10 protein-coding genes are annotated in these 12,206 nt (G+C 51.4%); all 10 read right to left on the bottom strand.

The genetic code is table 11. The annotated features are described in order from the left end of the window. Positions 1-21: 21 nt before the first annotated feature. On the bottom strand, positions 22-690 hold the full coding sequence (locus ACYVAM_RS26545; RefSeq protein WP_461072779.1) for a Uma2 family endonuclease: 669 nt from the start codon (positions 688-690) through the stop codon (positions 22-24). 45 nt (positions 691-735) lie between these two features. Further along, entirely contained in the window at positions 736-1,986 is a 1,251-nt protein-coding gene (locus tag ACYVAM_RS26540; RefSeq protein ID WP_461072777.1) for a sulfate adenylyltransferase subunit 1, read from the bottom strand. 80 nt (positions 1,987-2,066) lie between these two features. Next, positions 2,067-2,969: a sulfate adenylyltransferase subunit CysD gene (cysD, locus tag ACYVAM_RS26535; protein ID WP_461072775.1), complete on the bottom strand. Its 903-nt coding sequence runs from the start codon at positions 2,967-2,969 to the stop codon at positions 2,067-2,069. Positions 2,970-3,044: 75 nt separating this feature from the next. Continuing rightward, positions 3,045-3,776 (bottom strand): phosphoadenylyl-sulfate reductase, encoded by a 732-nt coding sequence (locus tag ACYVAM_RS26530; protein ID WP_461072773.1) that lies wholly within the window; start codon positions 3,774-3,776, stop codon positions 3,045-3,047. Between the two features lie 47 nt (positions 3,777-3,823). Further along, positions 3,824-4,945, bottom strand: coding sequence for a Gfo/Idh/MocA family protein (locus ACYVAM_RS26525; protein ID WP_461072771.1), 1,122 nt, complete (start codon positions 4,943-4,945; stop codon positions 3,824-3,826). A gap of 21 nt (positions 4,946-4,966) precedes the next feature. Then, on the bottom strand, positions 4,967-6,157 hold the full coding sequence (locus ACYVAM_RS26520; RefSeq protein WP_461072769.1) for a trans-sulfuration enzyme family protein: 1,191 nt from the start codon (positions 6,155-6,157) through the stop codon (positions 4,967-4,969). Between the two features lie 67 nt (positions 6,158-6,224). Next, positions 6,225-7,292: a sulfite exporter TauE/SafE family protein gene (locus ACYVAM_RS26515; protein WP_461072767.1), complete on the bottom strand. Its 1,068-nt coding sequence runs from the start codon at positions 7,290-7,292 to the stop codon at positions 6,225-6,227. A 170-nt stretch (positions 7,293-7,462) separates the two neighbouring features. Then, positions 7,463-8,623 (bottom strand): DUF819 family protein, encoded by a 1,161-nt coding sequence (locus ACYVAM_RS26510; protein WP_461072765.1) that lies wholly within the window; start codon positions 8,621-8,623, stop codon positions 7,463-7,465. A 295-nt stretch (positions 8,624-8,918) separates the two neighbouring features. Next, entirely contained in the window at positions 8,919-10,106 is a 1,188-nt protein-coding gene (locus ACYVAM_RS26505) for a S8 family peptidase (protein WP_461072763.1), read from the bottom strand. A 135-nt stretch (positions 10,107-10,241) separates the two neighbouring features. Then, on the bottom strand, positions 10,242-12,065 hold the full coding sequence (locus tag ACYVAM_RS26500) for a hypothetical protein (RefSeq protein WP_461072761.1): 1,824 nt from the start codon (positions 12,063-12,065) through the stop codon (positions 10,242-10,244). Positions 12,066-12,206 lie beyond the last annotated feature (141 nt).

Genomic DNA, 12,206 nt, shown 5'->3' with positions numbered 1-12,206 from the left:
TTTGTGCGTCAGATAAAAAGGTTAAACAGTACCTTTCAGAAAAGCCCGAAGGGCATCTGCATTCGCAGCCGCATCGAAAATGGCTTTGACTGGAATCGTAAAACCGGCTAACTGTTGACTGCTAACCATTTGCCCAATTCGAAATAAATCGACCAATGCATATGCCTCCGTGTCGGCATCCAATGTAAAGAGTTCAACGGTCTGGCGGGTAGGATCAACAAGCCAGTACTCGGCTATTCCGTGGGCCGCATAGTCCTCAAACTTAACCTCCCGGTCGTTCTTTTGCGTGCTCTTTGACAAAACCTCCACGACCAGATCAGGCGCTGGATAGTATAGTTGATCAGGCTGTATAGCAGCCGATTTCGCTAACCCGAAGTAGCAAACGTCTGGCTCATAGCTATTGCGTGTCAGTTCCACTAATGCTTTTTCAACCAGCACGATTCCCAGTTTTCGTTCATTGACAAAGGCGCTGAGCAGCGTACCCAGAAACATGACCGCTGCGTTGTGCCTATGCAGCGCTGGTGAATGAACAACAATCTCGCCGTTGATGAACTCCGCTTTCATATCGTCGTCCATCCACTCATAAAATGCCTGCCGACGGTTCTTTTCGTCGTTCAGGATAGCCTGAACCTGCTGAATGATCTGCGGGGCTTTGGGCGATTCAAGAAGTTGGGCGGCTAACTCAGTCATGAACTTATCGGGTCTTTACTCAAATATACAAAAAAGTAAGCCTTCTTACGCTTCGCCCACCAACATCAACGCACCGACGGTTACGTTCGAGGTTTCGTCGATCAGAATGGCGCCACCCGACGCCCGGTTTGTGCTATAGGGATCGAAACTAATTGGTTGAGCCGTACGCAAAACGACTTTAGCCAAGTCATTCAAGCGCAGTTGTTCAACGCCCTCAATCTGTTCGTACGTGTTGACGTTCAATTGATACGCAATCTCTCGCACTGAACAGCGGGTGCGGAATGTGCCAACCTGCAACACATACTTATTGCCCACTTTGAACTCCTTGGAATCCATCCAGCAGAGCATGGCTTCAACGGTTTGGCTGCTCAATGGCTGGTTGTCCGAGCGAACGATCAGATCGCCCCGGCTAATGTCGACGTCGGTCGCCAGATGCAGCACAACCGACATCGGCGTAATGGCTTCGTCCAGATGGGTCTCGGCAATCTCAATTGCGTCGATGGTCGAAGTTTCGCCCGACGGAAAGACCGTTATGGAATCGCCCTTGCGAAATTGACCACTCGTGATTTTACCCGCATAGCCCCGGTAGTCGTGCAATTCCGGCGTTTGGGGCCGGATGACGTACTGAACCGGAAAACGGCCCTGTTCCAGATTGGCATCATCGTCAATTTCTACCGTTTCCAGATGTTCCAGCAGTGTCTGCCCGTCATACCACGGCATTGATTCTGACCGGTCAACCACGTTATCGCCGTTGAGCGCACTCATCGGAATGTAGGTAACGTGTTTCACATTCAGCTTCTGAGCCAATTCGGCATAGTGAATGCAAATGTCCGAAAAGACATCCTGTGAATACCCGACAAGGTCCATTTTGTTGACCGCCACCACAATGTGCGGAATACCCAGAAGCGACGCTATCAACGAGTGCCGACGGGTTTGCTCTGCCACGCCATGCCGCGCATCGACCAGCACAATGGCGAGCTGGCAGTTGGATGCGCCGGTCACCATGTTGCGGGTATACTGGGTATGGCCGGGGGCGTCAACGATGATGAACTTGCGGGCGGGTGTCTGAAAGTAGCGATAGGCCACATCGATGGTGATGCCCTGTTCGCGTTCTGAGCGGAGCCCGTCGGTCAAGAGAGCCAGATCGATCTCGCCATCATCGCGGCTTTTGCTGGCGCGTTCAATGGCTTCCAACTGGTCAGCCAGAATGGATTTGGAATCGTAAAGAAGACGCCCGATAAGCGTGCTTTTGCCGTCGTCAACCGAACCGGCCGTTATAAATCGTAAAAGATCCATTCTTTGAATGATGAATTAATAATGATAAATTATGAATAAGCCATCAAAGAGATGTTGCAGCCTTCATAACTGATCATTTTTCAAAAATACCCGCCCTTCTTGCGGTCTTCCATAGCGGCTTCGGAAAGCTGGTCATCCATGCGGGTTTCGCCCCGTTCGGAAATGCGGGTAGCCTGAATCTCGTCAATGACCGCATCCAGCGTTTCGGCGGTCGATTCGGAGGCCGCCGTGCAGGAAATATCGCCAACAGTGCGGAAACGCACCCGGCGTGTCACCAACTGATCATCGGCTTCGGCTTTGATGACCCCACCGGCAGTAGCCATGAGCTTGCCGTCGCGGATCAGTAATTCGCGGTCGTGAGCAAAATAGATGCTTGGTAACTGGATTTTTTCGCGACGGATATAATTCCAGACATCCAGTTCGGTCCAGTTCGAGATCGGGAAAACGCGCACGTTCTCACCTTTGTGAATCCGGCCGTTGTAGAGGTTCCACAATTCGGGCCGCTGTCGTTTGGGATCCCAGGAGCCAAACTCGTCGCGCACCGAAAAAACGCGCTCTTTAGCGCGTGCTTTTTCTTCATCCCGACGGGCACCACCAATGCAGGCATCGAACTCGAACTCTTCAATGGCGTCCAGCAACGTAAAGGTCTGAAGGCCATTTCGTGTCGCATTGCGTCCCGTCGGTTCTTTCAGTTTCTTTTCGCGGATGGTGTCTTCCACGTAGCGAACGATCAGTTTTTCGCCAATTCGTTCGGCCATCGCATCGCGGTAGTCAAGCGCTTCCTGAAAATTGTGGCCTGTGTCGATATGTACCAGCGGGAACGGAAATTTGCCCGGCCGAAACGCTTTCAGGGCCAGATGTACCAGCGTAATGGAATCCTTGCCACCCGAAAAAAGCAGCGCAGGTCGTTCAAACTGACCGGCTACCTCCCGCATGATGTGGATGGCTTCCGATTCGAGCTGATCTAGATAATCTAACTTCATTTTATTGGTCTTAATGTCAGCGTATTAACAAGTCATTCATTCGGTGAGCGCATGTAAACCTGAATGGTTTGTAAACTAAGGCTTAAATACCTCTTCGTGAACGTGTAATCCGCACTCCTTTTTTGAATTATCTTCCCACCACCAGCGGCCGGCCCGGAAATCTTCGCCCGGTTGAATGGCGCGGGTACAAGGCTGGCAGCCAATGCTGACAAACCCCCGGTCGTGCAGGGGGTTGTAGGGAACGTTATTGTCTTTTACGTACTGCTTCACTTCGTCGAAGGTCCAGTCCATCAGCGGGTGGAACTTGAAAAGGTTATGCGCTCCGTCCCACTCGAGTTGTGGCATGCTCTGACGGTTGGCCGACTGCTCGGCACGGATACCGGTAATCCAGATTTTCTGTCCTTTCAACGCCCTATTCAGGGGCTCCACTTTGCGAATGCCGCAGCACTCTTTCCGGTTCTCAACCGAGTCGTAAAAGCTGTAAGGACCTTTGGTACTCATTAGAGCCTCTTCGGCGGCCCGGTCCGGGAAAAATGCTTCAATTTTGGTGGCGTACCGATCGTTGGTTTTTTTCCAGACCGAATACGTCTCCGCAAACATCCGCCCCGTATCGAGCGTAAAAATCTTGATGGGGATGTCGTTCGCCAGAATCAGGTCGGTGATTACCTGATCTTCGTAGCCCAGACTGGTCGAAAAAACGACTTCGCCGGGAAATAACTCCGCCAGTTTCCGCAGCGCGTCAACGTTGCTCAGACCGTGAATCTGTTCGGTCAGGCTTTCGAGTGTGTGAGTTGGTTCTGCAATCATACAAGTAGGGGCCAATGGGTGGAACCGTAAGCCCGTTTTTATAAAAACTAACGGATGGTATTCCGTTGAGAAAGAGTGATCGCCTTACCGGTTTTGGCCGATTGTCGGGCGGCATCTAAAATTTCCATGACGATCATATTATTCTCCAATGACGTTAATTCATCGGGTTTAGTTTCGCCATGAAGGAGCCGGGCAAAATAGGCAAAAGGGTCAGCAGCAGGGGCATCGGCCTGCGTGGCTTCGGCCGAATGTTCATTTTTATCGTCTTTCAGCCGGATACGCATTTTAGTCCCATCGACGGTGAAAACATAGCCCGTCTGGCCGTAAACTTCCATGTCTTTTCGACCGAAAGGCCAGTTCCACGAACCCTGAATGATCGTCTGCGTTTTGGGATAGGTCAGAATAATGGTTCCCTCATCCTCTACCTTCGGATAAATATCCGGTTTGATCTGCTGCGTTACCGCCAGCACCGACAGCGGGCGTTGATTATGCATGAGCCAGGTCGACAGATTAGCCCCGTAACAGCCAAAATCAAACAGCGCACCAGCACCGTTGGTAACGGGGTCGGTCAGCCAGTCCAGAAACTCTTTGCTCACCCCAATTTCTTTGGGTCCCTGGTGACCGTCGTGGACAACAATTTTCCGGACATCACCAATCGCTTTATCGGTATTGGTAAGGGTGTAGGCTTTGTGATTACTGCCGTACCAGGTCGTTTCGTAGTTCGTCAGGAGCTGAATAGTATGCTTTTTTGCCAGCGCTTCCATCTGTTTGGCATCGGCAAAAGTCGTTGCCAGTGGTTTTTCCACCATCACATGAATACCACGAGGGGCACAAATGGCAACCGTTTTTTTATGATCGACAATCGGCCCAAAATCAGTTACGGCTTCGGGCTTCGTTTTATCGAGCATCTCGGCTACCGTAGGGTACACCAGACTCATACTGAACCCATGCCGTTTGGCCAGTTTTTCGGCCAGTTCCCGGTTTGGTTCAGCAATCCCGACAATTTCGATGTCGGTCTGACCTGATTTTCCAAAGGCTTTGTTCAGAATGCCATGCACATGGTCATGCGCCATGCCCGCTATACCCACTCGAAGAGGTTTTTTAGGTGTTTGGGCATGAACCAATTGGGTCATCAGAAATAGGACAAAAAGGACAGAGATGCGTAGCATGAACGATACGTTTAGGCTTGGTTATACCTTCTCCTTAATCACTTCTGCTGACTTTTCTACTGCTTGGGTGAAGTCTTCAATCAAATCGTCAACGTCTTCCAGACCAACCGAAATCCGGATCAGGCCTGGTGTAATACCCAATGCTGCTTTTTCGTCGGGTTTCAGTTTGGCATGCGTGGTTGTATTTGGGTTGGTGACAATCGTGCGGGAGTCACCCAGGTTTGAAGAAAGCGTCGGAATGGTTAGTGCATCGAAGAACGCTTTTACGCGGTCGAAACCACCTTCCAATTCAATCGTGACAATGGCACCACCTGCGCTCATTTGCCGCTTGGCCAGATCGTATTGGGGATGGGAGGGGAGAAACGGATACAACACCCGCTCCACATCGGTATGGGTATCCAGCGCTTCGGCCAGTTGCAGCGCGTTGCGGCAATGCCGCTCCATCCGCAGATCCAGTGTCTCCAGGCTTTTGGATAAAATCCAGGCATTAAATGGCGACAGGGCAGGCCCCGTATGCCGCGCAAAGAACCGAATGGGCTGAATCAGGTCAGCACGGCCAACCACAATGCCGCCTAATACGCGCCCCTGTCCATCCATGTATTTGGTAGCGGAATGCACCGACAAATCGGCTCCGAAGTCGATCGGTGTTTGCAGAATTGGGGTGGCAAAACAGTTATCGACGTTTAAAATAAAGCCGTATTTCTGCTTCAGCCGTCCCAGCATCTCCAGGTCGACAAGTTCCAGGCCAGGGTTCGAAGGGGTTTCCAGATACACCATGCGTGTGTTAGGCTGCATGGCCGCTTCCCAGTCCGCTTCCGAAGCGCTGGCATCTACGTAGGTGTACGTGATGCCCCATTTACTCAGAATCTGGGTGATGATCTGGTGAGCTGAGCCGAACAAAGCCCGACAGGCGACCAAATGATCGCCGGACTTCAACAAACCGGCCATACTCGCAAACACTGCAGCCATACCCGTTGCCGTGGCTATGCCATCTTCGGCATTTTCCAGCATGCATACCTTATCGACAAACTCCGTTACGTTGGGGTTCGAGAAACGGGAGTAGATATTCCCTTCTTCCGTTTCGTCGAATAGCGCTTTTCCCTGTTCGGCACTTTCGAAGGCAAAGCTGGAGGTTAAATACAGCGGTACGGAGTGTTCGCGATTCTGCGATTTTTCCGCCTGAATGCGAATGGCTTTGGTTTGTTTTCTCATGTTGTCTGGGCCAGGCTCCTGCTTGGCCAGTTAATTTACTTAGGCCAAGCAGGAGCCTGGCCCAACACTAAAAGAACTTAATAATCTTACGCAAACTTACGAGGATTACCACAATTCCGACCAGAATCATCATGGTTTTGACCGGTAGTTTCTGCGCCAGCCGGGCCGCAATAGGGGCAGCTATCATACCACCCAGAATAAGGCCCAGAATAACCATGCCGTAATTATCCAACCCGGCATATAAGGCAAATACAACCGACGACGCGAAGGAGACAAAGAACTCGGCCAGGTTGACCGAGCCGATTGTGTAGCGTGGGTGTCGCCCCGAAGCAATCAGGGTTGAGTTGACGATTGGTCCCCAGCCACCACCACCAATGGCATCGACAAACCCACCGAACCAGGCCAGCAACCCAATTTGCCGAACGGGCTTTTTCTTGGTTTGCTTTGCCAGAGCCTTTTTTAAGATCAGGATGCCCAGAATGGCTGTGTAGACGGATATGGCAGGGCTAAGGTAGGTTGCTACAACTTCCATATCGGCCAGTTTGGTAATTAAAAAGGCACCCAACGCAGCACCAATAACGCCTGGTATCAGGACAATCTTGAACAATCGGCTGTTGACGTTACCAAATTTAAGGTGCATGTAGCCCGATACCCCGCTCGTAAAAATCTCGGAACTGTGAACGCTGGCTGTCGCGAACAACGGACTGATGCCTACACTCGTCAGGAAGGTTGTGGCGGTTACGCCATAGGCCATCCCAAGGGCGCCGTCGATCATCTGGGCCACAAAGCCGGCCATGATGAAGTAAAAGATACGGGGCGTCAGGTCGATTGAACTCGCCAGCAGCGTTAACCGATCCAGCGTAAAGTAACTGAAAAGCAGATGCCCAACGATCATTAAGGCCAATGCCGAAAAAACATAGATCGCAATTTCAGTGCGGTTTCGTCGGCGAAGCAACGGCCGGGCCGCGCTGGTTTGAACTGTTGCCGTTGGAAAAGCGGCCCGTACAACGTCGGCCTGGGCGGGTGCGTTCTCTCCCTGGAGCGTGATAGTCAGTCCATTAAGGTTCAATGCCGACTGTGCCGCCAGGAGCGAGTCGTTCGCCAGGTCGGTCCCGGAGACTATCGGAGGTTGCATAAGGTATAAATTCTATCGAGTTTATAGATTATTCTACTTATGAAAAACGGCACAATGAAGTGCCGCTCGCTAAGCTGGTGATCAATCCGCTTTATTCGTTGGATACGGGCTGATCGCGAGACAAAGGTACGGAAATCAAGCGGATAGATGCAAACGGGAGATTAAAGAGCTTACGTTCCCCGCAGGATCTCTGCCACCAGAATACCCAAATAGGTGCCCATTGCATTGCCAAGCGTGCCGACCAGCACGGCAGGCAGTTGCAAATCCGGTCGGTTAAGACTCTTGGCGAGTGCCAGGGCAGAGGTGGCTCCGCCAACATTAGCCTGTGATGCGATGCTCAGTAGGTCCCAATCCTGTTTGGCAAATGCGCCAATGCCAAAAACAATCAGGGCATGAATCGACACCAGGGTCAGAATCATGCCGAAGAGAATAATGGCCAGTTGACCGTCGTGGAGCAGGGTCGCGACGTCGCAGTAAGCGCCGATCACCGCCAGAAAGACATAGATGCCGAACAGCCCCAGTAATCGGCTCCCGCGTAGCGTATTGATAACCCTGAATTGAGCCAGGGCCAGAGCAATGGTCGTCAGAATGAGTACAAAGGGAATAACAGGCACCAGCACAGCCAGTTGCTTCGAGAGGAAAATAGAGCCAAACCCCAGGGTGAGCAGTAAGGCCAGATCCTGTGGGGTCACGGTTTCGGCGTCCGCAAACGGCTCTGTATCAACCGTATCCGGTTTAGCCGTGAATACTACCGTTGGCGATGTGTTGATGTGTGGTCGTGGGAAATACCGTTGAAGAAGTCGGGGCAGCGCCAGTGTGGCCACCATCCAGAGGGCGGTCATAATGTTGTCTGCAGCCGTGGCGGCAACGAACAGATTGCCCGCTTTCGATACGCCATAATGGAGCGCAACGGCGTGAAAGTTAAGACCACCCCCAATATACGTTCCCGTAAACATCCCCGCGAGGGCATAATATAAATTGCCCACCGTTTTAGGCGCCGAAAAAAGCCAGACACTTGTGAAGACGCCAATTATCGTTCCAACCGATCCCACCAGAAACATGGTCAGCATCGGCAAACCTGCTTTGCGTAAGTCTTTTAAATTGACGCTCAGCAATAGAAAAAATAAGGAGAAAGGGGCGAGATAGCTAAAAATGGTTTCGTAGACGGGCGTTTCGGTTGTCGGGATGAGGTAAAGGTTGGCTTCGATAGCGGTCAGAATAATGACCAGAAGTGCCGTACCAATATGACGAAAGCCAGGCTTCGTGCTTAACCATTCGCAAATAATGACATTGAAACAGAGGACGAAGAGAATAAAAACAGAGTCGGACACCAGTGGAACATAGGTTAGATGAAGTATCCGTAAAAATGATCAGAATTGTCATGAAACCCAATATTCATTGGGTGTATTCGTGAAATAATATAAGGCTTGTTCTGCAATATGTAAAATAATGATGCAGTGTAATGAGAATAATAAAAATTATGTATTGGTTATTCGCCTACTGTAAAATGACGAACCTGTGGATGATAAAATGGCACAGATGATTATGGGATTGCACTATTTACCCAAACGAGTACCGGACATTCCGGTACTCGTTTGGGTATCCGTCAGCTTGAGCGAATGACGATTACTCACCAGCTATCGGGTCGGGCGTTGCATCTTTGTCCCCTGCCACGGTTCCATGCGTAGGAAAATGGCTACCTCGAATAAACAATAACCCGGCCACGTGGGGAGCAGCCATCGACGTGCCGCTCAGCGTAGCATACGTGCCATCTTTATAGGTTGAGGTGATTCGGACACCGTAAGCGCAGACATCTACACTACTACCAAAATTCGAAAAGGATGCAAAACTGTTTTGGCTGTTCATGGCCGACACCGTAAACACATTGGCGTGGTTCACACGCGCTGGTGAATAGTTATCGCTGTTTTTACCGTCATTTCCGGCCGCAATGGCAAACAGAATGCCCGCGTTGGCGGCTTGGGTTATGGCCCGGTCGAGAGTGGCAGAGGTACCTTCGCCACCCAGACTTAAATTGACCACATCACCCGCCTTACCATGCTGTGCTGCGTAGTTGACTGCCTGAATAATCCCAGACAAGCGTCCTTCCCCCTCATTATCCAGTACCCTGAGCGCGACCAGGGTAGCTCCGGATGCAATACCCGTTATGCCGATGCTGTTGTTCTTTGCCCCAATAATACCGGCTACGTGGGTTCCGTGGCCATTCTGGTCATCGGCGGACGTTTGTCCACTGACAAATGACCGGCTACGACTAACGTCAACATTCAGGTCGGGATGAGCCAGGTCAATGCCCGTGTCAATGATCCAGGCCGTTTTGCCAGTTTGTAAATCGCCCCGCCCATAACCCGTTTGTTTGACATTCCAGGTGAGTGTTGTGGTCGTGGCGACATCGACGCAGTTGCACATAGCCATGATCCGGTCCGGCTCGATCAGCATGACAGAGGGGTCCTGCCGTAGTTTTTGAGATTCACTTTCGGTCAAATGGGCCAGAAAGCATGTTTGTTCACCGGTAGCCAAAACGTTTGCCTGGACATTGGCAACATGATTGGCGGTGAGTAGTTGCTCGGCCAGGGCTTCTGTGGCAGCCATCCGCGCACCGGGGGCAGACGGGAGTGTTTGGGTCGGTTGATAGGTAACGATATAGTCTCCTGCAATGGCCACCCCATTGGAAGAGGATGCTTTGACCAGACAGTCGGCAGCTATTAGTTCGACACGGCTATCGGTTTTGCAGCCGAGCAGGCCAATACCAATCAGGGCGACGTTGGTAAGGGTCGCAAACGATAAAAAACGTCGCATGAATACGTACGAAATAGATAGTTGGGAAAGTATCACTCGTAAAAAGTTATACCATGCTTTGTTTTTTGGTTGTTTCTAGGGTGTATACGCGGGAAGTAAAGCGTCCGTTGCGGGTATAGAATAAGAACGATTTTTCTACCGTTTCAGTGCGATGAATACGACCCGGCCGGCCGCCGGAAATGTGGTTTCGGCAATCGGAAAGCCATAATGCTGATAGAACTGGTCTCGTTGTCGGGGAGACAATAAGTCGACGTACAGGTTGATTCCCGCAAAGTTGTTTTGTCGTAAAAATGAATCCAGAAACTGCCAGTCCTGATCGGTAAAGTCTCGGCCTGGAGCGAGCAGGCGGGGCCAGCCATCGCGCAGGAAAGGCTTGATCTGATCGGGATGCAGGCGACCAAAATACTGTCCCACACCACTTTTGTCGTAAAAGCGTCGAAACGAAAATACCGCGTTCTGAGCGCTGTAATAGGGGCAGAGCCCTTCTTTTTCGCCGACGCCATTGGCACCAATCGTGCAGAAAGGCCAGTCGAGTATGGCTTCGCCGGGTTGTTGCTTTATAACGGCGCAATAACGCAGCACGCTCTCCGATGCCACGTTGACGGGTATGGTTAACCGCTTGGAGTAACCCGTATACCATTCCATACCCATCAGGCCAACCAGCAGCGCGCAACTTACCTGGCCTGGCAGTCGATGCGGCCACCGAACGGGCAGCGCCAGCAGGGTCAACAAGACCGGGTAAACGAGGCTCGCCCGTCCCCCATGTCGATTAAAGCTAAACCAGGGAAATAGTTTCAACGTGGGTACCAGCACCGGGTGATACAACAGGCATAGAACCAGCATCAGTACAATGGGCAGCCAAAGAGCTACGTTGCGCCGGTTTTGCCACCAGCCTATACCCGCCAGGATCGTTAGATAAAGGCCGGGGCTACCCTGTCCGTAACTTTCAAACGTATCGTGAAACCACCGTTGATACGGAATGGAAATACTGTCGATGCCGGGCAGGTGCGGAAGGAACAGACGTGCCGGATGCGACCAGGCGCGTAATTCGGGGACAACGCCAAAATCGAATTGCCAGGCCGTAAACGCGATCTGGAGCGTTAGCGGAAGATACAGCCACAGGCTGAACAGGATCAGCGCTAGTAACGCCATAATTTGACCCCGTTGCTGATCGAACGCATGTCCCAGATACCAGCCAATTTGTAACGGCCATTGACCAATAACGGGAAACTGGCGGTACAGTAGCACCAGGATTACAGGAAAAACGAGCGTGGTAAACGTGAGGGCAAACCCCGCCACGTAGGCTAGTTCCTGCCCCAGCACCAGCACATGAAGGGCTACCCAGAACAACACATAAGTGAGTGAGACAGGACGCCGGTCATGTATAGTCATTAAGAGCCGGTACGTGGCTACCATGCACAAAACGGTCCAGTGCGCCACACAGACGTTCATGTGTATGGGGTATTTCCAGAGTGCGTAAAAGTTGAACAGGGAGACGACCAATCCAGCTATGAATGACTTTGGAATGCCAAATCGGGAAGCGAACAGGAGGAAAGTCCCAACGGAGGTGGCAACCAGGCTGTATACATAATAATACTGAAGATATGGCCCCGGCCCCTTGAACAGCCGATAGCAGAAGGCGTACCAATAGTCACGCTCGAATCCCCAATCCAGAAAAACCTGGTTCGTTCCGTAGGGATAAAACGTTTGCGTATTGACCAGCGAGAGGTGCGGAAAGGGCCAGAGAGAAACGTTCTTATTAAAGAAATACCCGACGTATTCATATTGATCGGTATCGTTGCCGTCGGATAGGGGATGGGTGAAATCACCAACCACCCAACTGGTCAGACAAGCCGTAAGAAGGCCCAAAAGAAGTGCCCACACCCAAGTCGAACTGACAAGTGAGCCGCCGGTATGGGTTGGGAAATGGGTAGAAATAGGCTGGCGGACTTGATTCATTCGGGGGTTTGTGCAGTCAACGGTGGGATCGTTAGGCAAAAGTCTCAGTAAACGGCTATTTTTGCAAAGAAATGCATACTGCGGTTGACATGCCGCACTTTATTTGAGAGAATCAGGCGACTTTTCAGTCGCGCTACTATT

This window comes from Spirosoma horti, assembly GCF_054776595.1.
The sequence above is the reverse complement of the archived record's forward strand: the minus strand, read 5'-3'. Positions and strand labels throughout refer to the sequence as shown.

Bases quoted from the DNA above. Each gene is read 5' to 3' on its own strand.
- cysD (WP_461072775.1), bottom strand. From the start codon at position 2,969: ATGAAGTTAGATTATCTAGATCAGCTCGAATCGGAAGCCATCCACATC.
- ACYVAM_RS26525 (WP_461072771.1), bottom strand. From the start codon at position 4,945: ATGCTACGCATCTCTGTCCTTTTTGTCCTATTTCTGATGACCCAATTG.
- ACYVAM_RS26520 (WP_461072769.1), bottom strand. From the start codon at position 6,157: ATGAGAAAACAAACCAAAGCCATTCGCATTCAGGCGGAAAAATCGCAG.
- ACYVAM_RS26515 (WP_461072767.1), bottom strand. From the start codon at position 7,292: ATGCAACCTCCGATAGTCTCCGGGACCGACCTGGCGAACGACTCGCTC.
- ACYVAM_RS26505 (WP_461072763.1), bottom strand. From the start codon at position 10,106: ATGCGACGTTTTTTATCGTTTGCGACCCTTACCAACGTCGCCCTGATT.
- ACYVAM_RS26540 (WP_461072777.1), bottom strand. From the start codon at position 1,986: ATGGATCTTTTACGATTTATAACGGCCGGTTCGGTTGACGACGGCAAA.
- ACYVAM_RS26500 (WP_461072761.1), bottom strand. From the start codon at position 12,065: ATGAATCAAGTCCGCCAGCCTATTTCTACCCATTTCCCAACCCATACC.
- ACYVAM_RS26530 (WP_461072773.1), bottom strand. From the start codon at position 3,776: ATGATTGCAGAACCAACTCACACACTCGAAAGCCTGACCGAACAGATT.
- ACYVAM_RS26545 (WP_461072779.1), bottom strand. From the start codon at position 690: ATGACTGAGTTAGCCGCCCAACTTCTTGAATCGCCCAAAGCCCCGCAG.